Annotated in this window: 17 protein-coding genes; 6 read left to right on the forward strand and 11 right to left on the reverse strand. The window is 62.1% G+C overall.

The window, feature by feature from the left end; genetic code table 11:
- Positions 1-177: 177 nt before the first annotated feature.
- The 3 genes from BUS12_RS25315 to BUS12_RS25325 form a co-directional block, all read right to left on the reverse strand.
- Positions 178-420, reverse strand: a complete 243-nt coding sequence (locus BUS12_RS25315) for a hypothetical protein (protein ID WP_074300173.1) — start codon at positions 418-420, stop codon at positions 178-180.
- Positions 421-457: 37 nt separating this feature from the next.
- Complete coding sequence (locus BUS12_RS25320) at positions 458-2,839, reverse strand: DUF6531 domain-containing protein (protein WP_083640620.1); 2,382 nt, start codon at positions 2,837-2,839, stop codon at positions 458-460.
- Positions 2,840-3,180: 341 nt separating this feature from the next.
- Positions 3,181-4,851: a methyl-accepting chemotaxis protein gene (locus tag BUS12_RS25325; protein WP_074300175.1), complete on the reverse strand. Its 1,671-nt coding sequence runs from the start codon at positions 4,849-4,851 to the stop codon at positions 3,181-3,183.
- A 424-nt stretch (positions 4,852-5,275) separates the two neighbouring features.
- Between BUS12_RS25325 and BUS12_RS25330 the strand changes: the two genes are divergently transcribed.
- On the forward strand, positions 5,276-6,526 hold the full coding sequence (locus BUS12_RS25330) for an MFS transporter (RefSeq protein ID WP_074300176.1): 1,251 nt from the start codon (positions 5,276-5,278) through the stop codon (positions 6,524-6,526).
- Between the two features lie 75 nt (positions 6,527-6,601).
- Here BUS12_RS25330 and BUS12_RS25335 read toward each other — a convergent pair whose 3' ends face one another.
- Complete coding sequence (locus BUS12_RS25335; protein WP_074300177.1) at positions 6,602-7,510, reverse strand: RHS repeat-associated core domain-containing protein; 909 nt, start codon at positions 7,508-7,510, stop codon at positions 6,602-6,604.
- Positions 7,511-8,238: 728 nt separating this feature from the next.
- On the opposite strand from BUS12_RS25335, the gene BUS12_RS25340 reads away from it, so the two are divergent.
- Complete coding sequence (locus tag BUS12_RS25340; RefSeq protein WP_253190210.1) at positions 8,239-10,143, forward strand: propionate--CoA ligase; 1,905 nt, start codon at positions 8,239-8,241, stop codon at positions 10,141-10,143.
- On the opposite strand, the gene BUS12_RS25345 is transcribed toward BUS12_RS25340, so the two are convergent.
- From BUS12_RS25345 to BUS12_RS25355, 3 genes are all read right to left on the reverse strand, one after another.
- Positions 10,140-10,934, reverse strand: coding sequence for a 5'-methylthioadenosine/adenosylhomocysteine nucleosidase (locus BUS12_RS25345; RefSeq protein ID WP_074300179.1), 795 nt, complete (start codon positions 10,932-10,934; stop codon positions 10,140-10,142). The two genes, BUS12_RS25340 and BUS12_RS25345, sit on opposite strands and share 4 nt — an antisense overlap.
- Positions 10,931-13,282, reverse strand: coding sequence for a UvrD-helicase domain-containing protein (locus BUS12_RS25350; RefSeq protein ID WP_074301700.1), 2,352 nt, complete (start codon positions 13,280-13,282; stop codon positions 10,931-10,933). The genes BUS12_RS25345 and BUS12_RS25350 overlap by 4 nt, the downstream gene beginning before the upstream one ends.
- 277 nt (positions 13,283-13,559) lie before the next feature.
- A protein-coding gene (locus BUS12_RS25355; RefSeq protein ID WP_253190019.1) for an IS3 family transposase occupies positions 13,560-14,695 on the reverse strand; the annotation gives its coding sequence in 2 pieces (ribosomal slippage) (positions 13,560-14,437 and positions 14,437-14,695; 1,137 coding nt in all).
- Positions 14,696-14,904: 209 nt separating this feature from the next.
- Between BUS12_RS25355 and BUS12_RS25365 the strand changes: the two genes are divergently transcribed.
- The 3 genes from BUS12_RS25365 (at position 14,905) to BUS12_RS25375 (ending at position 21,375) form a co-directional block, all read left to right on the forward strand.
- Complete coding sequence (locus BUS12_RS25365) at positions 14,905-17,784, forward strand: valine--tRNA ligase (protein WP_074300180.1); 2,880 nt, start codon at positions 14,905-14,907, stop codon at positions 17,782-17,784.
- Between the two features lie 63 nt (positions 17,785-17,847).
- Positions 17,848-18,729, forward strand: a complete 882-nt coding sequence (gene galU / locus BUS12_RS25370) for a UTP--glucose-1-phosphate uridylyltransferase GalU (RefSeq protein ID WP_074263933.1) — start codon at positions 17,848-17,850, stop codon at positions 18,727-18,729.
- A 297-nt stretch (positions 18,730-19,026) separates the two neighbouring features.
- Entirely contained in the window at positions 19,027-21,375 is a 2,349-nt protein-coding gene (locus tag BUS12_RS25375; protein WP_074300181.1) for a hybrid sensor histidine kinase/response regulator, read from the forward strand.
- Between the two features lie 24 nt (positions 21,376-21,399).
- Here the strand turns inward: BUS12_RS25375 and BUS12_RS25380 are convergent, their stop codons facing one another.
- From BUS12_RS25380 to BUS12_RS25395, 4 genes are all read right to left on the reverse strand, one after another.
- Positions 21,400-21,627: a sulfurtransferase TusA family protein gene (locus tag BUS12_RS25380; protein ID WP_074301701.1), complete on the reverse strand. Its 228-nt coding sequence runs from the start codon at positions 21,625-21,627 to the stop codon at positions 21,400-21,402.
- 156 nt (positions 21,628-21,783) lie between these two features.
- Positions 21,784-22,818: a Gfo/Idh/MocA family oxidoreductase gene (locus BUS12_RS25385; protein ID WP_074301702.1), complete on the reverse strand. Its 1,035-nt coding sequence runs from the start codon at positions 22,816-22,818 to the stop codon at positions 21,784-21,786.
- Positions 22,818-23,840: an inositol 2-dehydrogenase gene (gene iolG, locus BUS12_RS25390; protein ID WP_074300182.1), complete on the reverse strand. Its 1,023-nt coding sequence runs from the start codon at positions 23,838-23,840 to the stop codon at positions 22,818-22,820. The genes BUS12_RS25385 and iolG overlap by 1 nt, the downstream gene beginning before the upstream one ends.
- On the reverse strand, positions 23,833-24,714 hold the full coding sequence (locus BUS12_RS25395; RefSeq protein ID WP_074300183.1) for a MurR/RpiR family transcriptional regulator: 882 nt from the start codon (positions 24,712-24,714) through the stop codon (positions 23,833-23,835). The genes iolG and BUS12_RS25395 overlap by 8 nt, the downstream gene beginning before the upstream one ends.
- A gap of 279 nt (positions 24,715-24,993) precedes the next feature.
- Here BUS12_RS25395 and BUS12_RS25400 point away from each other — a divergent pair, with 279 nt between their 5' ends.
- A complete protein-coding gene (locus BUS12_RS25400) occupies positions 24,994-26,040 on the forward strand; it encodes a sugar ABC transporter substrate-binding protein (protein WP_074300184.1) in 1,047 nt (348 codons plus the stop codon).
- The last annotated feature ends 157 nt before the right edge of the window (positions 26,041-26,197 follow it).

Consider the following 26,197-nt stretch of genomic DNA (forward strand, 5'->3'; position numbering starts at 1 on the left):
GTCTTCCCATGCAAACCCGTCCGCGACGCACGCAGTGCGGAGTGGGTGGATGAGCGCTGTGTCACGAGCGGTGGAAGTGCGAGGGCGGGTCTTGTGTTGGGCCGTTTCCGGTTGCAGACCGAGATGGCACAGTCTCGCGCGTTTGGATTTCCTCGAACCACGACCAGTCGCGATGCACTATTTCCCTTGTCCACCGTCAAGGGTTTCTCCTTCCGGAATCAGCTCGGGATGGCGTCTGCAGATCGGTACGACGCCCTTCTCGAAGAGCGTGTAGATCACGTCAGCCATTCCTCGCCTGAATGCGACAAACTCGTCCGGTGGACACTTCTCCTGTGCAATCCGAATCGCCTCGTTGACGGCCCCATCCGCCTGATACAACAAGGCGATTAACTCTGTTGCCACATTCTTGTTCTCGATCATTTATTCAAACTCCAAAATTAGCGGCATTCTTCGCTGATTAGATGCGGGAACAGCCGTGCAGCTCTGCACAGTCGTTCACACAGTTCCAGTAAGGGAAACCTCTGCGGGAACCGGTCGGCAATACCGCGTCGCACTTTTCGCGGCACATGGTCCGAACCTGTGCACAGTCTTCCGTGTCCTTGCACTTCACCATGCCACCGGGCTGTGCCGTGTCACTCCCAAACAGTTTCGCATAAAGCATTGTCCGATGCGAAAGATCAGGCGTCAGGATCGAAAAAGGTACCTTGTTTTGCGCAGCAACCTGCAATTCAACCGGACTATCCGTCATGGGCTGAGAGGACTGCGCACTAAAGTAGAGATCATGCAGGAAGTACGGCCATGCGAGACGCGCCTGGATAAAAGCACAATCCACACACACGGCCCGTGTTTGCCTAACAGGATCAGAGACGAGGGACCGCAACCAGCCAGGCACACCCGGCGCAGGACCAACGGGATCGGCACCCGACTCATAGTTATCAAGCCACTTGTCCGTATCACCACTACTGAGGATCTGCGACGCCTGGCCATAGAGCGTAAGCGTACCGTTACGCAACGCCAGAGTACCGTTAAGTGAATAGGCATAATCTACGGTCAGGATCCGACCGGTACGCCCTGTTTTTATTATCGGCTGTTCGTCGTATCTGAATTGCGTTACACGTCCTCTCGTGTCGTACGTTATCCGCGCTTCCCGGTAGTTGCCGGTCTGCCACGTGACCCGATGGGCAGCATCCCTGTCCTGGTTTCCGAAGAGCCATCCGGAAACCAGGTCCTGCGCAGTATTGAGGTTGCCAGTGGCATCATAAAAATATATCCAGTCAGCGGTCTTGACCTTGTTGACATTGACGGTTGCAGCGACCAGTCTGTTTGCAGCGTCGTAACGGGCACCTATCGTTTCCTGTTGCCCCGAAGCTGTCGCATCGAATCCGCTTTCACCCGTCAGATCGTTCGTAGAGAACTCACTGAAACCAGTGACGTTCCCGTTCTGGTCGTATACGTACGCCTGAACTTTCCCCGGCATCGCGATAGTGGAAGGATGCAGACTGTTCGCGTCAGCGTAGCGGACGGATGTAACAGCCACGCCGGTCGCAGTACGGACTATCGCCTTCACTGGACGCCCGGTTGCGTCGTAACTGTAAACGGCGTTGCGCGCCGGTCGTGTAGTCTCCTGTAGCCTGCCCGAGGCATCCCACCTGAACGCGCTCGACATTGAGCCGTTGCTGCCAGTTGGGAAAACCTTGTCGACTATCGTCGAAAAAGAAAGCGTCCTCGCACCATTGCTATCCGTTACCGTGGTCGCTCCCAATCCGTAGGATAACTGGACGTTCTTTGTGGTGTCAGGATGATTGACAGCAATTGCTCTACCTTGGCTGTCATATTTCCACGTTGCGATACGGGAGCCAGCTTCGTCGATGATGCCGGTCAGCGCGCGTTTAGAATTGATATCGTCATAGACGTGCTGGCGCACGCTCCCATCAGGCCACGTGACGGAGGACAGATTGCCCCAGTAATCGTACTTGTATTGTGTGATACCGCCCGCAGGGTCTGTCAGGCGCTGAATGTGACCATTCTGGTTGTATTCGAGCCGAATGGTCAAATCGTTGACAGCGTTGGTTCCGGGACCATGCTGGGTGATCGCGGTAAGGCGTCCCGATCCATCATAGATTAACGTCCTGACGAACCCGGTCCTGGTTGTCTCCGATAACAAGACACCCTGCGCGGAATACGTTTCCACTGCTTCCGTCACGAGGTCGGTGAGCGACCAGCCAGCGTCACTGCGAGCCAATGCCAGGCCGCTGAAGATGGCGGTTCGCCATGTCCCGCTCGTCAGCGTAAAGGTAATGGGCTCGCCGTTTGGCCTGTACGCATTTACCTTTTGAACGCTATCTCCGTCACCAACGATAGCCAGTTTCCGCTGCCAGTTGTGAAACCAGTTTGCGCCGACGTCCTTGGTGTTTAGCGGGTAAGGAACCGAGCGGTACGTACGCGTAAATGCGAACGGTATCTCATCACCGCTGACAAAGTCATTTTCCGTTGTCGTCACAACGCCACTGGCTGCGAGCACAGGATCGGCCACCGGGCAGGTGTCGTCGGACGGTACACCACCCGTCGAACCGGCACAGTAATCCGCTATATAGCTTCCACAGTTGTAGTAGTTCAGCCAGTTGTAGGGGTCTTCGGATCCATCGTCACCGGGCATGGTGCCGCCGGTCTGCACTGCGCAGTTTGGGGTACCTGGGACACCTTGTGACTTGAAGAACAGGCGCATGCACTGGTCTTCCGTCGCCGCATTGGCATAAGCAACAGAAACCAGCAAGCCTGTTGCCAGGATCAACCGGTCAATCCGGCCCGAGAATCTCATGAAGGGTTTTCGCGCTTTCATTTTTCTCCCTAAATGTTTTATTTAGCTAACGCGCGCAGCAACTCTTAATGAGATCGGGATGACTGGATATCAGACCACTCCTAAAGCTCCTACCTCCCTGCGTTCAAACAAACCTCGCTCTGCACTTCCACAAGACGAAAAAAGGGGTGCCGGAAATGGGCACCCCGAGGAGAATGTTGCGTAAGGACGAGCCACGAATTGCATGGCAGTACGAATTGCTATCCAGAAAGACCGACTTGCTGCTTGGTTCGCCAGCTATTCGCACTGATACGCGTGCGCGGCAGTGCGCAGGCAACACCCGCGAGTGCTAAAAACCCCCAAGCCCCCTGCAAGACAAAAAATTACCCCCTTAACCGAAACTTCCCCACCATCCCCTTCAAAGCCTGAGCCTGATCATCCAGAGACCGGGCAGCAGCGGTAGCCTGCTCGACAAGCGCCGCATTCTGCTGAGTCCCAGCATCCATCTGCGTAACCGCGAGGTTAATCTCCTCGATCCCAGAACTCTGCTCGGCAGAGGCAGCCGAAATCTCCCCCATGATGTCCGTGACGCGCTTCACTGCCTTCACGACCTCATCCATGGTGTTCCCGGCATCCTGCGCCAACGCAGACCCGTTCCCCACCCGCTCGACCGACGCGCTGATCAACGCCTTGATCTCCTTGGCCGCCCCCGCGCTGCGCTGCGCCAGATTGCGCACCTCGCCCGCCACCACCGAGAAACCACGCCCCTCCTCGCCCGCGCGCGCCGCCTCGACCGCCGCGTTCAGCGCCAGAATGTTGGTCTGGAAAGCAATCCCCTCAATCACGCCAATGATGTCGCCAATGCTCTTCGCGCTGTCATTGATCTCGCTCATCGTCGCCACCACGCGGCTCACCACCGCGCCACCTTTCTCCGCAATCTCCGAGGCGTTGTTGGCCAGTGTGCTCGCCTGCTTCGCGTTGTCGGCGTTCTGCCGCACCGTCGATGTCAACTGCTCCATGCTGCTCGCCGTACGCTCCAGCGCCATCGCCTGCTGCTCAGTCCGCTGCGACAGGTCCAGGTTGCCCATCGAAATCTCGCCCGACGCCGTCGCAATCGCATCCGCACTCGCGGCAATGTCCGATACCGTCGTCGACAGCCCACTCTGCATGTCATGCAGCGCCGACAACATGCTCGACCGGTCGTTGCGCGCCAGCGCAATCCGGTTCGACAGATCGCCCGCCGCAATCCGGCTCGCAATCTCCTTGGCATACACCGGCTCGCCGCCCAGTTGCCGCGCGAGGCGCCGCACCACCCATTCGCTGACGGCAAACGCCAGCACGATCAGGCCGATCGTCATCGCGGCCATCATCACAAACGACGAGTGGTAAATGAAGGCCGACGCCTCGATGGTCGCCTTCGCCGCCACGCTACGTTGCTCGACCAGCGTGTCGACCATCTTCTCGAGCTTTTCCGTCTCCACCAGCAACGACACGTCCTGCATGCCGACCTGCCAGTTCATCTGCGACAGATCCAGCGGCTGCGCCTTCACCAACGTCACGAAATCGCGCAGGTGACCGCTCCAGGTCGCCACCGCGGCGGCGAATTTCTTCTGCTGCTCGACCTGGGCTGCGTCCGAGCTGTCCACGTACTGTTGCAGCGTGCTCATCTGGGTGGAGATGCCCGAGAGACCCTTGTCGATGTCCGCGCCCAGTTCGTCGCGCTCCTTGGCCGTCGTCGCGGTCAGCAACATCTTTTGCGCCCGGCTTGCCCGCAGCACGTAGCCGCGCGCTTCCTCAGCCGCCCGGCTCGCCACATGGCCCTGGTCATAGATGGATTGCGCCGACGCGTTGAGCCGGCTGATCTGGGTCAACGAAAACACCCCGATCACGAGCGTGCCGATCAGCAGCACGGCAAACGCCAGTCGCAGCATCGCCTTGACGGACAAGCCCTTGAGCCGCCCAGCCGGCTGATGCGAAGGCGACGCGCCACCCGCCGGCTCGCCGCCCGCCACGAACCCCACGCCCGGCTGGCTGCCTAGCGAAACTGCTTTCATATTTTGGTCCCCACGTATCGCCTGCCGAAACGGTCGGTTCCGGCATTCCTTGTTATCTCACCGGGTCTACGGCATTTCCGGCTGCAATCTTTAATGCCGCCGGCGCGCAGCGCTCCGTCCCCGTAGGCGCATCGCCTGGTAAGCCATGCCCCCGCGACCGCTTTATACACGGCCAAAATTCGCCTCGGCGGCGTCCCCGGCAACTTGCGCACGCAGCTCGCGCGTGGCAGCCACGCGCCGGCTTGCCCCATCGCGGTGCCGTCTTCGACCCGATTGTTGTCCGGTTCGCGACAAAAGTTGTCCGAACATTTCACGCGAGCCACATTACACTTTGTGAAACATCCTAAAGCGCCGGTCGCTGCGTCGAAATGCCGCTGCAAGCGACTCCGGCCCTCGCTCACCTTTCTCACCTTCTCTCAAGCGTATGGAAACGAGCCTCGACAAAACCGCCCTGGCCGGCGCCGCCTCCGGTCCTGCTGCGTCCCCTCTCGCCACCAAAGCCCAGCGCACGGTCTACTCGGTGCTCGGCGCAATCAGCTTCTCGCACCTGATCAACGACATGATCCAGTCGCTGATCCTCGCGATCTATCCGATGCTGAAGGCCAATTTTTCGCTGTCGTTCGGGCAGATCGGCCTGATCACGCTGACCTACCAGATCACCGCATCGCTGCTGCAGCCACTCATCGGCATCTACACCGACAAGCACCCGAAGCCCTATTCCCTACCCGTCGGCATGGGTTTTACGCTGGCCGGTTTGCTGCTGATGTCGGTTGCGCCGAGCTTCGGCATTCTGCTGGTCGCGGCGGCCCTGGTCGGCTGCGGCTCGTCGGTGTTCCATCCTGAGTCGTCGCGGGTGGCGCGCATGGCCTCGGGCGGCCAGCACGGCCTCGCCCAGTCGCTGTTCCAGGTCGGCGGCAACGCCGGCTCGTCGCTGGGGCCGTTGCTCGCCGCGCTGATCATCATCCCGCACGGCCAGCGCAGCATTGCGTGGGTGTCGGTGGCGGCGCTGGTGGCGATCTTCGTGCTCACGCAGATCGGCCGCTGGTACAAGCGCCATCCGGCCACCAAGAAGGCGCGCGGGGCGCAGGCCGGCCACGCCACGCTGTCGCGCAGCAAGGTGCTGTTCGCGATGGGCGTGCTGGTGCTGCTGGTGTTCTCGAAGTACTTCTATCTCGCCAGCATCAACAGCTACTTCACCTTCTATCTGATCGCCAAGTTCCATCTGCCGGTGCAAGCCGCGCAGGTCCATCTGTTCGTGTTCCTTGCGGCCGTCGCAGCGGGCACCATCATCGGCGGTCCGATCGGCGACCGCATCGGCCGCAAGTATGTGATCTGGGTGTCGATCCTCGGCGTCGCGCCGTTCACGTTACTGCTGCCGTACGCCAACCTGTTCTGGACCGGCGTGCTGACCGTGGTGATCGGCGTGGTGCTGGCATCGGCCTTCTCGGCGATCCTCGTGTATGCGCAGGAGCTGATTCCGGGCAAGGTTGGGATGGTCGCGGGGCTCTTCTTCGGCTTCGCGTTCGGGCTGGGCGGGATCGGCGCGGCGGTGCTCGGTCAACTGGCGGATGCCACCAGCATCGCCTACGTCTATAAGGTCTGCTCGTTCCTGCCGCTGATCGGGGTGCTGACGGTGTTCCTGCCGAACATTGAGGGTAAGCGCGCGAAGGCCTGAAGGGGTGCTTCATGCAAATCGGATAAGGAAAGGCGCTTCGGCGCCTTTTCCTTTTAACATGCTCAATGGAGCGCCTCAACTAGGCAACCGGACTTCTTCAATGAATCTCATTGGAATGCTCGTAAAAAACGACACTTCCCTGAGGTCCTCGCTCCCCCCATGATTCATCGCAATGAATGGATTTTCCTTCGTGCCGCCCACTAGAATCTGCTGATTCACTTGAGTCCGAGGTTTTCCCGGATCAAATGGAATCCATTTTCCCCCGCTGCGTTGATACTCACGAAGCTCCATCGTTATCTTATACATGTAGCCCCTTTCTCTACCTCCCCCGCCCTCCTTTACAGCGGTGGAAATCCACGTGGTATCAGTCCTATTTACTGTATTTTTAACATGAAAACTCAGATCGAGTAGCTTCCCACCTTTTCTCCCGTTCGGGAATTTTTTCCTGAGCGCATTTCGAGCGGTGGGATGCACAGCAGACAAATCGTCGTCTCCAAGGAAAAAATCCATATATTGTTGCGCGCCCTCTGAGTCCAGTTCAGCAAATGCCTGAAATCCCCCCGCCTCGTTTAATTCTTCCATGCTACGACCGTCTTGCCGATAAAACGTAAACGTTCGAGACTCCGCGACAGCGTCCGCTCCGATTTCGGCGCCCGCGTCTGCGGCAGCTTCACCCGCTGCCGCACCTGCGTCAGCCACACCTGCGCGCCGTGCATTTCGCCCGACAGCCAACCCAAGCGAGACCAAAAGATTAAGAACCGGCCCGTGCCCTGACGGATCCGTCTGGTTCGCCGGATCCCCCGAGCAGTAACCATAGCCGTGCACCCCTCCACTGCCAAACGGACTCGCCGTATCCCATGCGCAAAATCGCCTGATAATCGGGTTAAAACCGCGATACCCATTACCCAGTAAATACATTCCGCTCACTGCAGAGCGACGTTGACCGGCGTACGCCAGTGAGACGGTATTAAGCGTGCTTTTCACTATTCACTCCTATTCTACATACACATATCACCGGAAAAATCCAGATCAGATCGACAATCAGGGGAGACCGTCGATTAATTCTTCGGATGACCGCTGCCCTTTCACAGATTAGTTCTAGCGCACCGAACAAGGAATTCCCAGTGAATCATTAAATTTTTTAGATATTATGAAAAATTAAATACAATTGCTTCAAAAACATAAACCATTAGTTATAGCTCAAGGCTCGAATATTCACCACATTACTTTTAATTAATATAAATTGGTATCGCATACATAGCGCTTCTACGGCGCCGGTACACCGCTAAACCGCCGTTACCAACACGATGGCAAAGGCGCATGCGCCAACAGCGCGGCGCGCGTGACGGCCAGCCCCTGAGGGTCTGTAAGGCTGACGGGAACGCGAACAATACCCACACGCGCCTGCGGCACAGTACCGACGAGCAAGCGTGTCGCAGGGTCTGGAGCGCGCACAGCAATTGACGAAGCGGCATACGAAGCTGCGCCACTTTGCGCTTTCGTTCTCGCTGCGTCGCTCAATCGCAGCAACGTCGTCAACCTGATGGCGTGACGTTGCCGCCGTGACTATGGGGAACCCGCGTTGTCCGCACGGGCGAGTGTCCTTTATGCTTAGGTAAATACACGTCCTGCAATCTCAGCGCGGATGCGCGGCGCTTCGCCGAACACTCGCTCACCCCATGCAGCAGGACAAGGATCAAGGATCGCCGCCGATGACCCGTTACCGCGAGTTCCACCGCCGTTCCATCGAAGCCCCCGAAGACTTCTGGCGCGACGAAGCGCGACGCATCCATTGGGAGACGCCGTTCGAGACCGTCCTCGACCGTTCGAACCCGCCGTTCGCGCGCTGGTTCGTCGGCGGCCGGACCAATCTGTGCCACAACGCCGTGGACCGCCATCTCGCGGAACGGGCGCAGCAAAACGCGCTGGTGTATGTATCGACGGAAACCGGCATCGAACGACGCTACACCTACGCGGAGCTGTACGCGGAAATCAACCGCATGGCCGCGGTGATGCGCTCGCTCGGCGTCAAGCGCGGCGACCGCGTGCTGGTCTACCTGCCGATGATCCCCGAAGCCGTGTTCACGATGCTCGCCTGCGCGCGGCTCGGTGCGATTCACTCGGTGGTGTTCGGCGGCTTCGCGGCGCCGAGTCTCGCCGCACGCATCGACGATGCGAAGCCGGCGCTGATCGTCACCGCCGACGCCGGCGCGCGCGGCGGCAAGGTGATCGACTACACGCCGCTCGTCGACGAAGCGCTCGCCCGCGCCCAACACAAGCCGCCGCACGTGCTGCGGATCGACCGGCAGCTCGCGCCCGAGCGCCTGAACGCCAGCTACCTCGTCGACTACGAGCCGCTGCGCGAACAGTTTTTCGACGCCCATGTGCCGTGCGAGTGGCTGGAGTCCAACGAGCCGTCGTATGTGCTCTACACCTCAGGCACGACCGGGCGGCCCAAAGGCGTGGTGCGCGACGTGGGCGGCTATGCGGTGGCGCTGGCGGCATCCATGGAGTACATCTTCGAGGGCCGCGCGGGGGACACCATGTTCACCGCGTCGGACATCGGCTGGGTGGTCGGCCATAGCTACATCATCTATGCGCCGTTGATCGCGGGCCTGACCACGGTGATGTACGAAGGCACCCCGATCCGCCCGGACGGCGGCATCTGGTGGCGGCTCGTCGAGCAGCATCGGATCAACCTGATGTTCACCGCGCCGACCGCCTTGCGCGTCCTCAAGAAACAGGACCCGGCGCTGCTGAAGAAATCCAATCTGTCGAGCTTGCGCACCCTGTTCCTCGCCGGTGAGCCTCTTGACGAACCGACCGCCTCATGGATCGCCGACGCGCTCGGCAAACCGGTGGTCGACAACTACTGGCAGACCGAGACCGGCTGGCCGATGCTGGCGATCCAGCGCGGCGTCGAAGCGCTGCCGCCGAAGCTGGGCTCGCCGGGCGTGCCGGTCTACGGCTACAACCTGACGCTGCGCAACGAGCAGACCGGCGAAGTCTGTGCGCCGGGCGAGAAAGGCGTGATCACGCTGGGCTATCCGCTGCCGCCGGGCTGCATGTCGACCGTGTGGGGCGACGACCGGCGCTTCGTCAGCACCTACTGGTCGAGCGTGCCGGACCAGCAGCTCTATTCGACCTTCGACTGGGGTATCCAGGATGCCAACGGCTACGTGACGATCCTCGGCCGCACCGACGATGTGATCAACGTGGCGGGCCATCGTCTCGGCACGCGGGAGATCGAGGAAGCGTTGTCGAGCCATACGGCGGTGGCTGAAGTCGCGGTGGTGGGCGTGGCCGATCCGCTGAAGGGCCAGGTGGCGTTGGCGTTCGTCGTGCTGCGCGACGCGGACCGTTATGCGGCTGACGAGGCACGCGCGAAACTGGAGGCCGATCTCATCACCACGGTGGACCGGCAGCTCGGCGCGATTGCGCGGCCGGCGCGGGTGCATATGGTGTCGATGCTGCCGAAGACGCGCTCCGGCAAGCTGCTGCGCCGCGCGATTGCGGCGCTGGCGGAAGGCCGCGATCCAGGCGATCTGCCGACCATCGAAGATGCCGGCGCGTTGCAGCAGGTGCGCGATGCGCTGGCCGCCGGTGGGAAAGCTTAGCCGGCGACAGCGCGGGCCTGCAAAAAGCGCTTCAGAATGCCGTTCGAATACGTCCCGGCGATCTCGGTCAGAAACGACGCGAACGACGTAGGCGCGTGCGCGTCAGCCGTGTCCGAGATCGTGCGCACGATCGCGCACGGCACACCGTATTCATGACACACCTGGGCAATCGCGGCGCCTTCCATTTCGACGGCGAGCGCATCGGGCAAGGCCTCGCGCAGCGCTTCGACGGCCGCCGCACTGGCGACGAACTGATCGCCGCTGATGATGAGCCCCCGATGCACCTGCGGCAGTTGCGTGCCGAAGCGCGCCGCCAGCGCGGGCCCCTCTTCCGCGACAAACTTCCCGGTTGCCGCCGCGAGTTGATCCGCCAGTCCCTGATCCGCGGCGAAGCGTGCGACGCCGAGCAGCGGCACTTCAAAACGCGGAAATAGCGGCGAGGCGTCGAGATCGTGCTGCGTCAGGGAATCGGCCACGACGACGTCGCCAATCCGCACCTCACGTCCCACCCCGCCGGCGACACCCGTGAACACCACCGCCTCGACATCGAACGCATGGATCAGCGCGCTGACCGTCGCGGCCGCCGCCACCTTGCCGATACGCGCGAGCGTCACGACGCACGGCGCGCCGTGCACGGTGCCGAGGTGATAATCGCGGCGGCCGTGCGTGACCGTGCGCACGCCGGATTCGGCGCGCATGGCCTCGACCAGATCGCCGAGTTCCTGCGGCAAGGCCGCCATGACGCCGAGCGGACGCCCCCCGCCCGCGGCCCCGGTTTGCGCTGTGCTCATTCGACCGCCTGCAGTTTGGCGACGGCGAGCGCCAGCCACTTCTCGCCATGCCGCTTGAACTTGACCTGTGCCTTGGCATCCGTGCCGCCACCTTCGAGCGCGGTGATCGTGCCTTCGCCGAACTTGGTGTGGAACACTTGCTGACCGACGCGGAAGCCGCTTTCGGCGGCGCGCTGTTCATTGGCGAACGCCGGCAGCGACACCGGGGTCGACGACGACGGACCGGTGTAACCCGGCCGGGCGAACCAGTCGCGGCCATAGCCGGCGTTGTCGGAACGGCCGCCCCAACGGGCGCCCGCTTCGACCTTGGGCGTGAGCCACTTGAGCGTTTCCTGCGGCAGTTCGTCGAAGAAACGCGAACGGATGTTGTAGCGCGTCTGGCCGTGCAGCATCCGGCTCTGCGCGAAGGAAAGATACAGCCGCTCCTTGGCGCGCGTGATCGCCACATACATCAGACGGCGCTCTTCTTCGAGGCCGTCGGTTTCCATCGCGCTGTTCTCGTGCGGGAAAAGACCTTCTTCGAGACCGGTGATAAACACGGCGGTGAATTCGAGGCCCTTGGCCGCGTGGACCGTCATCAGTTGCACGGCTTCCTGGCCGGCCTGCGCCTGGTTGTCGCCAGCTTCGAGCGAAGCGTGCGAGAGGAAGCCGGCGAGCGGCGTCATCGTATCGGGGTTCTGCGCGGGGTCGGTGAAGTTCGGTGCGTCGAGGACGACGGTGTTGGGGTCGTCGGTCGCGCTCACCAGTTCCGGCGCGGTGGTCGCACCCGGACGCAGCGGGATGGAACGCGCGGGCGTGTCGAGTCCGTAGCCTTCTTCGCTGACGAAAGCGGCCGCCGCGTTGACCAGTTCCTGCAAGTTCTCGAGGCGGTCCTGACCTTCGCGTTCGGTCTGATAAAACTCCGACAGACCGCTGGCGCGCACCACGTACTCGACCGTCTCGGGCAAGCTCATCTGCTGGGTTTCCGCGCGCATCTTGCCGATCAGATTTGCGAAGCCGGCGAGGCTCGAACCCGCCTTGCCGGCGACGTACGGAATCGCCGCCGCCATCGAGCAGTTGTAAAGCCGTGCCGCGTCCGCGAGCTGCTCGATCGAGCGCGCGCCGATTCCTCGAGTCGGGAAATTGACGACGCGCGAAAACGCGGTGTCGTCGTTCGGGTTGTCGATCAGGCGCAGATAGGCGAGCGCGTGCTTGATTTCCTGACGCTCGAAGAAGCGTAGGCCGCCGTACACGCGATAGGCGATACCGGCGTTGACAAGCGTGTGTTCGATGGTGCGCGACTGCGCGTTGCTCCGGTACAGCACGGCGACTTCGCTGCGCGAGGTGCCGGTGCTGATGAGCGCCTTGATTTCCTCGACGATCCAGCCGGCTTCCTGGGTATCGGTGGTGGCTTCGTAGACGCGCACGGGTTCGCCGTGACCGGCGTCGGTGCGCAGGTTCTTGCCGAGCCGCCGCGAGTTATTGGCGATCAACTGATTGGCCGCATCGAGGATGTGGCCGTGCGAGCGATAGTTCTGCTCGAGCTTGATCAGATGGCGGACATTGAACTCCTGTTCGAAGTCGCGCATGTTGCCGACGTTGGCGCCGCGGAATGCGTAGATGGACTGGTCGTCGTCGCCGACGGCGAAGATCGAGTTGGTCTGCCCGGCGAGCATCTTGAGCCAGGCGTACTGAAGCTTGTTGGTGTCCTGGAACTCGTCGACGAGGATGTGGCGGAAGCGCGCCTGATAGTGGGCACGCAGCGGCGGATTATGGGCGAGCAGTTCGAAGCAGCGCAGCAGCAGTTCGGGGAAATCGACGACGCCTTCGCGCTGGCACTGCTGGTCGTAGGCTTCGTAGAGTTCGACGAACTTGCGGTTGAAGTTGTCGGTGGCGTCGACGTCTTTGGGGCGCAGGCCCTGCTCTTTGGCGTTGTTGATGAAGTACTGGAGATTTTTCGCCGGGTACTTTTCGTCGTCGATATTCAGGCCCTTCATCAGACGTTTGATCGCGGAGAGCTGGTCGGCGGTATCGAGGATCTGGAAGGTGGCGGGCAGGCCGGCGTCGCGGTGATGGGCGCGCAGCATGCGGTTACAGAGGCCGTGGAAGGTGCCGATCCACATGCCTCGTGTGTCGATGGGGAGGAGAGCTTGCAGGCGCGCCATCATTTCGCGGGCGGCTTTGTTGGTGAAGGTGACCGCGAGGATGGTGGCTGGCGATGCCAGACCTTGCTGGATGAGCCACGCGATGCGGGTGATCAGGACGCGGGTTTTGCCGCTGCCCGCGCCGGCCAGAATCAGCGCCGGTTCGTTCGGGAGCGTTACCGCGGCGTGTTGTTCGGGGTTCAGGTTGTTGAGGAGTTCGGGCATTTTCCAGAGGGTCGGCGGCGGTTCGTTCGTCATTATAAGGTTCGGGGGTGGGTTTGGTTTTTTGGGGTTTTGCCTGCGCGGCGCTTTTGGTGGGTTGCTTACGGGGTTGGCCTTTTTTTGCGTTCCCTCTGGGTCTGCTTGCCTGCGGCGCCTTGGTTTTGGTTGTTTTATCTATGGTGTTGGCCTTTCCTTGCATTCGTATCGGTCTATTTGCGTCGCCCCTGTGCGGGGCGGCACTGTAGTGGTCAAGCCCCTTTGGACACCCACAAAGGGGTTTTCAGTAAATAGAAGCCTCATAACGCGCCGGTGGCGAATCATTGGCCGCCGAATGGATGCGCCGGTAGTTGTAAAAGTCAGCCACGTAACCCGCGATATCGCGCTGGGCCTGTTCGTGACTGCAGTACTCCTGTTCTCCGATCCATTCACTCTTCAGGCTTCTGAAGAAGCGCTCGACCACCGCGTTGTCCCAGCAGTTTCCCTTTCGGCTCATGCTCTGCACCATCCCGTTTGCCTTCAGATCACTCACGAAGCGTTCGCTGGTGTACTGGCAGCCCTGGTCGGAGTGGAACATCAGTCCGGGGGCTGGGCGCCGGCTGCTGCGGGCCTGCTGTAGCGCCTGGATCACCAGCTCGGTATCCGCCTGCAAGGCAAACGCCCAGCCCACGATGCGACGCGAATGCAGATCCATCACGATCGCCAGATAGGACCAGCCCTGCCGCGTTCTCACATACGTAATGTCACCGGCCCATACCCGGTTGATCGCACCCGGCTCGAACTTGCGCTCCAGCAGGTTGGGCGCCACCAGTGCTTCACCTTCGGCCTTGCGATAGCGGTGCGTTCGCCGTCGCGCCACCGCCAGTTGCGCCTCGCGCATCAGCGAACGGGCCCGGTAGCGTCCGATCGCGTGACCTTGCTGCTGCAGCGCCCGCGCCATCCTGCGACTGCCGTAACTGCTGCGGCTCTCGCTGTGGATCTGGCGCACAGTTCTGAGTAGCGCGGGTGAAGCTGCCGGCTTGCAAACCCGTCCCGCGAACGCGTAGTAGCTGCTTCGCGGCACCTTCAGCAACCTGCACATCAGACTCACCGGCCAGGCCTTCTTCAGCGAACGGATCACTTCGAGGAGCGATCCAGTTCCTTGACGAAGAAGGCCGTGGACTTTTTTAGTATGTCGCGCTCACGTTCAAGCTCGACCACCCGCGCCTCAAGCTCCCGGATACGCCGCTGGTCAGCTTTGACCTGCACCTGCGTGCGCGGCGGCTGGACCTGCTCGGCGCGCCACTGCGCCACCCACCGCCGCAACGCCGTATCGCCAACACCTAGCGCTTCGCTGGCCTTCGCGAACGAGTAGCCCTGCGCAACCACCAGCTGCACCGCTTCTGCCTTGAATTCGTCAGTTATGTTCCGTCTGCTCATTTCTCACCTCGGTTGGAGAATTATCCCCTTTAGAGGTGTCCAGAGTCATTGGACCACTACAGTGCCGCCCCGCACAGGGGCGACGCCAATAGACCACTAAGAATGCAAGAAAAGGCCAACACCCCAAGAACACAGCCAAAAGCGCCGCGCAAGCCCCCCCCTCCAACCCTTTATAATGAAAGATTCCACCGCATCCCAGACCACGCACAATGAGCGACACCACGCTTGCCAAGAGTTTCGAACCCCACAACATCGAAGCCCAATGGGGCCCGGAGTGGGAAAAACGCGCCTACGCCGCGCCGGCGTTCGCGGAAAACACCAAAAACTTCTCCATCCAGCTCCCGCCGCCCAACGTCACAGGCACCCTCCACATGGGCCACGCCTTCAACCAGACAATCATGGACGGCCTCACCCGCTACCATCGGATGCTCGGCGAAAACACCCTCTGGGTCCCCGGCACCGACCACGCCGGCATCGCCACCCAGATCGTCGTCGAGCGCCAACTGGACGCCCAGAAAGTCTCGCGCCATGACCTCGGCCGCGAAAAGTTCGTCGAACGCGTCTGGGAATGGAAACAGCAGTCCGGCTCCACCATCACCAGCCAGGTCCGCCGTCTCGGCGCCTCCATCGACTGGTCCCGCGAATACTTCACCATGGACGACAAAATGTCCGCCGCCGTGCGCGACGTCTTCGTCCGTCTCTATGAACAGGGCCTGATCTACCGCGGCAAGCGCCTCGTCAACTGGGATCCGGTCCTCATGACCGCCGTCTCCGACCTCGAAGTCGCCAGCGAAGAAGAAAACGGCCATCTCTGGCACATCCAGTACCCCCTCGCCGACGGCTCAGGGCATCTGACAGTCGCCACCACCCGCCCCGAAACCATGCTCGGCGACGTCGCCGTCATGGTTCATCCGGAAGACGAACGCTACGCGCATCTGATCGGCAAGTCCGTCAAGCTGCCGCTCGCCGATCGCGATATCCCCATCATCGCCGACGACTACGTCGACCGCGAATTCGGCACCGGCGTCGTCAAGGTCACCCCCGCGCACGATTTCAACGACTATCAGGTCGGCCAGCGCCACAAGCTGCCGCAAATCGAAATCCTCACGCTCGAAGCGAAGATCAACGACAACGCGCCCGAAAAGTACCGCGGTCTCGATCGCTTCGAAGCACGCAAGCAGGTCGTCGCCGATCTCGAAGCCATCGGTCTGCTCGAATCCGTCAAGCCGCACAAGCTGATGGTGCCGCGCGGCGACCGCACCGGCGTCGTCCTCGAACCGATGCTCACCGACCAATGGTTCGTCGGCATGAGCCGGCCCGCGCCGGAAGGCACCTTCAATCCCGGCAAGTCGATCGCCGAAGCCGCGCTCGACGTCGTACGCAACGGCCAGATCAAGTTCGTGCCGGAAAACTGGACCGCCACGTACTATCAATGGCTCGAAAACATCCAGGACTGGTGTATCTCGCGCCAGCTCTGGTGGGGCCATCAGATTCCCGCCTGGTATGGCGATAACGGCGAAATCTTCGTCGCCAAAACCGAAGAAGAGGCTCACGCGCAAGCCGCCGCCAAGGGTTATACCGGCGCCCTGAAGCGCGACGAAGACGTGCTCGACACGTGGTTCTCGTCGGCGCTGGTGCCGTTCTCATCGCTCGGCTGGCCGAACCAGACGAAGGAACTGGAAGCCTTCCTGCCGTCGTCGGTGCTCGTCACCGGCTTCGACATCATCTTCTTCTGGGTCGCGCGGATGGTCATGATGACCACCCACTTCACCGGCAAGGTGCCTTTCGACACCGTCTACGTGCATGGCCTCGTGCGCGACGCGGAAGGCCAGAAGATGTCGAAGAGCAAGGGCAACACGCTCGACCCGATCGATATCGTCGACGGCATCGGTCTCGACGCCCTCGTCGCCAAGCGCACCACCGGTCTGATGAACCCGAAGCAGGCCGCGTCGATCGAGAAAAAGACCCGCAAGGAATTCCCCGAAGGCATTCCCGCGTTCGGCACCGACGCGCTGCGCTTCACCATGGCGTCGATGGCCACGCTCGGCCGCAACGTCAATTTCGACCTCGCGCGCTGCGAGGGCTACCGCAACTTCTGCAACAAGCTGTGGAACGCCACCCGCTTCGTGCTGATGAACTGCGAAGGCCACGACTGCGGCTTCGGCAAGCCCGCCGACGCGTGCGGCCCGAATGGCGAAGGCAATTGCGGCCCCGGCGCATATCTCGACTTCTCGCAGGCCGATCGCTGGATCGTCTCGCATCTGCAGCGCGTCGAAGCCGAAGTGGCCAAGGGCTTCGCCGACTACCGTTTCGACAATGTGGCCAATGCCCTGTACAAGTTCGTATGGGACGAATACTGTGACTGGTATCTCGAACTCGCCAAGGTGCAGATCCAGAACGGCGCGCCGGAACAGCAGCGCGCCACCCGCCGCACCCTGCTGCGCGTGCTCGAAACCGTGTTGCGCCTGGCACATCCGGTGATTCCATTCATCACCGAGGCGCTCTGGCAGAAGGTGGCGCCCCTTGCCGACCGTTACCCGCAAGGCAAGGCCGGGGGCGAAGCCTCTATCATGGTGCAGGCTTATCCGCGCCCGGATGCGAGCAAGCTGGACGAAGCCGCCGAGCAATGGGTAGCCGACCTGAAAGCCGTCATCGACGCCTGCCGTAACCTGCGCGGAGAAATGAACCTGTCGCCGGCCACCAAGGTGCCGCTGCTCGCCACCGGCAACGCCGAGCGCCTGCGCACCTTCGCACCGTACGCCCAGGCGCTGGCCCGGTTGTCGGAAGTGCAGATCATCGCCGACGAGGCCACGCTCGACGCTCAGGCACATGGCGCGCCAATTGCTATCGTAGGCAATGACAAGCTGGTGCTGAAGGTCGAAATCGACGTCGCAGCCGAACGCGAACGCTTGTCGAAAGAGATTGCGCGACTGGGCGCCGAAGTGACGAAATGCAATGCCAAGCTGCAAAATGAGAGCTTCGTCGCCAAGGCCCCGCCCGCAGTCGTTGAGCAAGAGCAGAAAAGGCTGGCAGAATACGAAACGACTATCGGCAAGCTGACCGCGCAACTCGCGCGCCTGCCGGCCTGATTGATGCTCCATGCCTGTGCCTCGGCACAGGCGTAGCCACCAGAGGATTCAGGGGTAAATAACATGCTAAAAGTTACAAAAGCGGTATTTCCGGTAGCAGGTCTTGGCACCCGGTTCCTCCCCGCCACCAAGGCGAGCCCGAAGGAAATGCTGCCCATCGTCGACAAGCCGCTGATCCAGTACGCGGTCGAAGAGGCGATGGCCGCCGGCATCACCGAAATGATCTTCGTCACGGGCCGCAGCAAGCGCGCCATTGAGGACCACTTCGACAAGTCCTACGAAATCGAAGCCGAGCTCGAAGCGCGCGGCAAGGACAAGCTGCTGGAACTGGTGCGCAGCATCAAGCCGAGCCATGTGGACTGCTTCTACGTGCGTCAGCCGGAAGCCCTCGGCCTCGGCCACGCGGTGATGTGCGCCGAAAAGCTGGTGGGCGACAACCCGTTCGCCGTGATCCTCGCGGACGACCTGCTGTACGGCAAGCCCCCCGTGATGGCGCAAATGATCGAGGTGTTCGACCACTATCACAGCTCGGTGATCGGCGTCGAAGAAATCCCGCATTCGGAAACGAAGTCCTACGGTATCGTGGACGGCAAGGAGTGGGAAGACTCGATCATCAAGATGTCGGGCATCGTCGAAAAGCCGGCGCCGGAAGTGGCGCCGTCGAACCTCGGCGTGGTGGGCCGTTACGTGCTCAAGCCGCGGATCTTCGAACATCTGCGCGCGCTGAAGCCGGGTGCCGGCGGCGAACTGCAGTTGACGGATGCGATCCAGTCGCTGCTCGCCGACGAACAGGTTCTCGCCTACAAGTACCACGGCACGCGTTTCGACTGCGGCAGCAAGCTCGGCTATCTGAAGGCGACGGTCGAGTTCGCGCTGCGCCACCCGGAAGTGGCTGCGGACTTCGAAGAGTATCTGCGCACGCGTTCGCCGGTGCTGGAAGGCTGAGCGATCAGTTTGAAGGTTTGCGGTAGACCCGCGGCGAAGGTGCCGGAAGGCGCACCGTAGCACCGAGAAAGGCGCTGTTGTCCTGCATGCCGGGCAACAGCGCCTTTTGTTTTGGGTAAGCACGCAGCGCGGCATGACCATCCCGGCACACGCCTGCGGGATGAGAAAAACGCAGACGATACGTTGTCCAGCACCCGGTACGGGCAGTTCCTCCACTTTCCCACCCGCCAACGTAGCGCAAAATAGTATATTGACCGGCCGCCTCCGCTTCAAAGACAGTCAAAACGGGAGTCCGACATGCCGCATGAACGGCACTCAAACAATACGATCCAGCACTGGACCGACAAGTGGGTTGCCTCTGTCTCTGACTATTCGATTTTCGCCATTTCGGCGGAGGGCCGGATTCTGAGCTGGAATTCAGGCGCAAGGACGATCCACGGATACGAGGCGGACGAAATCGTCGGCCAGCCGCTAGACCTCCTGTACACCGCCGGAGACCGGCAACGAGGGGTACCTGCAGCCGGCCTCGAGATCGCCCGGCGTAAAGGCCGTCACGACACCGAAGGCTGGCGGATCCGCAAGGACGGCACGACGTTTTGGGCCAGTGTCGTCATTAACGCCCTGCACGCGGACGATGGGCAACTGGCCGGTTTCGTCAAGATCGTGCGCGACATGACGGATAAAAAGGCCGCCCACGACGCCGTGCTCGAAAGCGAGCGGCGCTTTCGCATTATGGTTCACGGCGTCACCGACTACGCCATCTTCATGCTCTCGCCGGAGGGCCTCGTTACCAACTGGAACTCGGGCGCCCGGCGCATCAAGGGCTACACGGCCGACGAAATCATCGGTTCGCATTTCTCGCGCTTTTACCTGCCCGAGGACGCGGCGGCGGGACTGCCGCAGCGCGGGCTCGATGCTGCCGCAAAGGACGGGCGCTTCGAAGCGGAAGGCTGGCGGGTCCGGAAAGACGGTACGCGCTTCTGGGCGCACGTCGTAATAGACGCGATCCGCGAAGACGACGGCACGCTGGCAGGCTTCGCCAAGATCACCCGCGACATTACCGAGCGGATGGAGTCGAACCGGCTGCTCGAAGACGCACGGAAGGCGCTGTTCCAGTCGCAAAAGATGGAGGCGATCGGCAAGCTGACGGGCGGCGTGGCGCACGACTTCAACAATGTCCTGCAGGTCTTGCGCGGCAACCTCGAACTGCTGGACAAGCGTCATGCCGGCGACGTCTGGACGCGCGAACGGTTGGACAAGGCCCTCGACGCCGTCGAGCGCGGCGCGAAGCTCGCCTCGCAACTGCTCGCGTTCGGTCGCCAGCAACCTTTGCAACCGGTGGTGATCAACCTCGCACCCGCGATCCGCGGCATGGACGACCTGCTGCGGCGCGCCCTCGGCGAGACCATCGAAATGGAAACGGTGGTGGCCGGCGGTCTGTGGAACACGCTGGTGGACATCCATCAGCTCGAAAACGTCATCCTGAATCTGGCGATCAACGCGCGCGACGCGATGCCCGACGGCGGCAAGCTGACCATGGAACTCGCCAACGCGATGCTTGACGACCAGTACGTGACGGGAGTCCCCGACGTGCCTGCCGGTCAATACGTCATGCTGGCCGTGACCGACACCGGCACGGGCATGCCGCCCGAGGTGGTCGAACAGGCCTTCGAGCCGTTTTTCACCACCAAGGCGGAGGGCCAGGGAACCGGCCTGGGCTTGAGCACGGCCTATGGCTTCGTGCGACAAAGCGGCGGACACGCCCGGATCTACAGCGAGGTGGGGTACGGTACGACCATCAGGATCTACCTGCCGCGTTCGACCGAAACTGCCGTCGAACCGCCGCCGCGACCGAGCGTCAAGCTGCAGGGCGGCACTGAAACGATCCTCGTCGTGGAAGACGACCTGAAGGTGCAATCCACGGTGGTCGACACGCTATCCGGCCTCGGCTACCGCGTACTGAAGGCGGACAGCACGGAGGAGGCGCTGACGGTCATTCGCAGCGGCGTTCACCTCGACCTGCTGTTCACCGATGTCGTCATGCCGGGCTTGCCGCGCAGTCCCGAGATGGTGGCCCAGGCGGTAAGGCTCCTGCCGGGCCTGAAGGTGCTGTTTACGTCCGGCTATACGCAGAACGCGATTGTGCACGGCGGACGGCTGGACCCCGGCGTCGAGCTGTTGAGCAAGCCCTACAGCCGCGAACAACTCGCCGCCAAGATTCGCCAGATGCTGCGCGCCACCGGCGCGACCGAACCCGACCGGCCGGCAACCCTAGCCGCAGCCCACGCGGGCACGCCAGGTCTGCGCGTGCTGCTGGTCGACGACGATGTTGCCTTGCTGGAGGCCACGAGCGAATTGATCAGGATGCTCGGTCACGAGCCGGTGATAACCGGTTCGCCGGACGAGGCGCTGCGCTGGCTCGGCGAGCGGACCTTCGACGTGCTGCTCGCCGATCTCGCCATTCCGGGCAAGTCGGGTATCGAACTGGCGGCAAAAGCGGTGCAATTGCGGCCGGCGTTGCGCGTCATCTTCGCCTCGGGCAACGAAATGCCCGACGCGCCGGCGCTGACATTCAACTGGAAGGCCTTGCGCAAGCCCTATACGTTAGACCAACTGAGCAAGGTCCTGGACAGTTCCCGGCCTTGATGGATAGAGCATGCGCCGCGCCGCTCAGCGGCGCCGCATCAGGAACACGAACACCTTGTCCTGGCTCGACACTTCGACGATCTCATTGCCGGTCTGTTTGGCGAACGCGGCGAAATCGCGCTGCGAGCCGGGATCGGTTGCAAGCACCTTGAGGATCTGGCCGCTTTCCATGTCGGCGAGCGCCTTCTTGGCGCGCAAAATGGGGAGCGGGCAATTCAGCCCGCGCGCATCGACTTCCTTGTGAACCTGAATTTGCATCGACGATGACCTTCGGGATGAGGCGCCGCGAACGGCGCCGGACAGAGGGGCAATTCTACCGCAGCCGTCATATCCACGCCGGAAGCGGCGTGGATATGAGCGCCATCGCAGAGGCGCCCGCGCAGCGCCTTTGCCGCCCCTCGCACCCCGTTACAGCGTCACCGCCTGCCCAGTCTGCAGCGACTGCCGCAGCGCGCTGCCGATGCGCGTCGCCTCCAGCGCGTCGGCCAGTGTCGCGCCCGCGGACGCCCCGCCTTGCACCGCCGCGACGAACGCCCGCGCTTCGTACAGAAACGCGTCTTCGAAGCGGTCGAAGAAGGTCGGCGTGCATTCGTTGCGAATGCCGGTGGCGTCGGTAATTTCCACGCGGTTCGAACGCGGATTGTGACCGATCGACAACGCGCCTGCCGTGCCGATCACCTCGCTGCCGCTGTCGTTGCCGTGCGCCATCGTGCGCGAGGCGTAGAACATCGCGAGACGCCCGTCCTCGAATTCGCAGATCGCCACGCCATTGTCGACGTCGCCGAATTCGCGCAGCCCTTCATGCAGCGCGATCGTGCCGCTCGCAAACACGCGCCTGGCGCGCGGCTTGCCGAGCAGCCAGCGTGCGACGTCGATGTCGTGTACCGTGCAGTCGAGAAAAATCCCGCCCGAGGTCGGCGCGAAGCGCACGAAGAAACCATCGGGATCGTTCTTGTCGGTGGTCTGCGAACGCACCATGAACGGTCGGCCGATCACCCCCGCCTCGATCTTCTCGAACGCGTCGCGATAGCTCGGATCGAAGCGGCGCATGAAGCCGATGGTGGCCTGCAGATGCGGGTGCCGTTCGGCTTCCGCAAGCACGCGCTCGCACTCCGCCAGATCCAGCGAGAGCGGTTTCTCGCAGAACACATGCTTGCCGGCGCGCAGCGCGTCGACGATCTGTTGCGCATGCAGCGCCGAGGGCGTGACGAGCCACACCGCGTCGACGTCGCGGTCCGCCAGCAACGCGGCGTAGTCTTTGTACAGACGCGGTGCCGGCAACGCTTCGCCGGCCCATGCCAGTTCGTCTTCCACGGGACTGCAGGCGGCGACCAGCGCCGCGCCCGGCACACGATACGCCAGGTTCTCCGCGTGACGCTTGCCGAGCCGCCCGAGCCCGACCACACCCACACGCACGGGCGCGCGATTGGAGGCTGTCGTCATCATGCGCTCTCCCCAAGACGCACCGGCCGTCCTTCGCGCCACGAACGGGTTGCGGCATCGGCCAGTTCCAGCGCCTTCAGTCCGTCCGCCACGGTGGTGCGAACCGGCTTGCCTTGCGTGACCGCTTCGAAGAAATGCGCGATTTCCGCGGCGTACGCCGCGCGATAGCGTTCGAGGAAGAACGCTTCGGGCACGTCGCTCGACACTTCCGTCTTCGAATACGCCACGACTTCCGTAGGACGCACGTTGCCGGCTTGCAGCATGCCGGTACTGCCCAGTACTTCGAAGCGTTGGTCGTAGCCGTAGGCCGCGCGCCGCGCCGTGTTGATCTGGCACAGGCGCCCGCTCTTCGTGCGGATCGTCACGGCCGTCGCGTCGATGTCGCCCGCCTCGGCGATCGCCGGGTCGCTCAGACAACTGCCGGTGGCATGCAGCGTCTCGGCTTCGTCGTCGAGAATCCAGCGGAAAATATCGAAGTCGTGGATCAGCATGTCCTTGAAGATGCCGCCCGAGTGCTTGATGTACTCGACGGGCGGTGCGCCCGGATCGCGGCTCGTGACGATCAGCATTTCCGGCGTGCCGATCTCGCCTGCATCGATGCGCGCCTTCAAGGCGGCGAAGGTCGGATCGAAGCGGCGCTGAAAGCCGATCATGCACACCACGCCCGCGCGTTCCACAGCCTGCGCGCAGGTGCGCGCGCGTTCGAGCGTGAGGTCCACGGGTTTCTCGCAGAACACGTGTTTCTTCTGCGCCGCCGAGTACTGGATCAGGTCCGCGTGGGTGTCCGTGCTCGAACAGATCACCGTCGCGCCGATCGACGCGTCGCCCATGGCGCCGTCGATATCCGCCACCTGTGCGCCGTGCAAGGCGGCCAGCGACGCCGCCGCGTCCTTGTTCACGTCCACCACATACTTGAGCCGCACGCCCGGTTGCCGCGCCAGATTAGCCGCATGAATCCGGCCGATGCGTCCCGCACCGAACACCGCTACGTCGATTGTCTTGCCGCCTGCCACGTCAGTCATCGTATCCTCCAGTGTCTTTCGATTCTTCTACGTTTAATTCCAGCTTGTACGCGAGCGCGATGAACAGCGCCTGGCACAAACAGATGGTGCTGGTGAGCGAGCGGAACGCAAACGCACTCCCCTCTTTCACATAGAGTTGCGTGGTGGCGTAGCGCGCGAGCGGCGACAACTGACTGTCGGTGATCACAAGCGTCTTCGCCTGATGGTGATGCGCCACACGTAAGCAGTACTGCGTTTCCTTACCGTACGGCGCAAAGCTGATCGCGATCACCACGTCGCCCTTGCGGACACTGCGGATCTGCTCGCGATACATGCCGCCGAAACCGGATACCAGATGCACGCGCTTGGGCGTGTGCTGCAGCGCGTAGACGATATAGCTCGCCACCGGAAACGAACGCCGCACTCCGACTACGTAGATGTTGTCGGCCTGCTGCAGCATCTTCACGGCTGCGTCGAACTCCGTGTCGTCGAGGCCCGCTTCGAGTTCTTCGAGTCCGCCGCGCGAGGCCGCGATGAATTCGCGCGCCACCGCGCCGCCCGAAAGCGCGCCCGGCTTTTCGTCGATCAGCTTGCGGATGCGCTGCTGATAGCTCGGCGACGACGTGCCCTGCCCCGTGTACGCCTGACGAAACACCGCCTGCAGATCGGAGAAACCCGAGAAGCCGAAGCGCTGCGCAAAACGCACGACCGCCGACGGATGCACGCCGCAGCTCGCGGCGATATCGCTGGTGCGATCCACCATCACGCTCGAGCGATGCTGCTCGATATAGGTCGCGACACTCTTCAACTGGCGCGGCAACGACTCGTAGTTTTCTGCGATGCGCTGCATCAAATCGTCGACGCTCGGCAATTCTTCTGTGCTGTCTTCCGCCATGGCTGTTCCTTTGCTGCTTTATTGCGCTGCAAAACGGCCTCCACAAAGGCTCTATGCACCGCACTGACGCTGCCGATTATAGGCAGGCACCCCGTCAAATGGAACATATTTTCCATTTTTCTTTGTCATGAAATTTTCATTGCAACACGACGGAAGATGGCCTAATCTTGGTTCTGAGCGATGGTGTTGCGAGCTGCGCGATAGCGCGAAGAGGGCTCGCAGGTATGAGGAAAGACCAGACGCTCCCTTCAATAACGAAGACCGAGAAAGGTGGAGACAATGAGACTTTGCAATGGCAAGGCAACGCTGAGGATTCTGGTAGCGGCACTGGCACTGACGGCGGGATTGGCCGCCACAACCGCGGCCCGCGCGGCCGATGCGCACTTCGTGTTGATCAGCCACGCGCCGGATTCCGATTCCTGGTGGAACACCATCAAGAACGCCATCAAACAGGCCGACGAGGACTTCAACGTCGAGACCGACTACCGCAACCCGCCTAACGGCGACATCGCCGACATGGCCCGCCTGATCGAACAGGCCGCGGCCCGCAATTACGACGGCGTAATCGTCACCATCGCCGATTACGATGTGCTGAAGGGCTCGATCGGCAAGGTCACCGAGAAGCACATTCCGCTGGTGACCATCAACTCGGGCACCGAGCAGCAGAGCGCCGACCTGGGCGCAATCATGCACATCGGCCAGCCTGAATACACCGCGGGCAAAGCCGCCGGCGAAAAGGCCAAGGCTGCCGGCGTCAAGTCGTTCCTGTGCGTGAACCACTACGCCACCAACCCGGCCTCGTTCGAACGCTGCCGCGGCTTTGCCGACGCGCTCGGCGTCGACTTCAAGACCTCCACGCTCGACGCCGGCACGGACCCGACCGGCATCCAGTCGAAGGTGAGCGCGTATCTGCGCAATCACCCGGACACCGGCGGCGTGCTCGCCCTCGGGCCGCTTTCGGCGGCGCCGACCATCAAGGCGCTGCAGCAGATGGGTCTGGCCGGCAAGCTGTGGTTCGCAACCTTCGACTTTGACGACGACATCGCCAAGGCCATCAAGGACGGCACGATCAAGTTCGCCATCGACCAGCAACCGTACCTGCAGGGTTACATCGCGGTAGCGGTGCTGGCCATCGCCAGGCACGACCACACCACCGACCCGGTGAAGATCCGCGAGGCCCTGCAGGCCAACCCGAAGTTCCAGGCACGTCTGTCCACCTACGGTCTTGCCCCTTCCTACGGGCCGCGCAATATCGGCTCGGGCCCGGGCTTCATTACCAAGGAGAATATCGACAAGGTGATCAAGTACGCAGGTCAGTACCGCTAATCAATGTCGCATTGACTTCGGGCACGGGAGAACCGTCCCCGCAGGCATGAAGGAAGCGCGTGCGGCGAGCCGCCACGGGCCCGGCCGCACCCGCTTCCCTTCGCAGGGTTTCATTCGCACTTCACTGCACTTCACTTGCATCAAGCGCCTTTCAGCG

Origin of the sequence: Paraburkholderia phenazinium, assembly GCF_900142845.1 — a bacterium.
GTDB classification, from domain to species: domain Bacteria; phylum Pseudomonadota; class Gammaproteobacteria; order Burkholderiales; family Burkholderiaceae; genus Paraburkholderia; species Paraburkholderia phenazinium_A.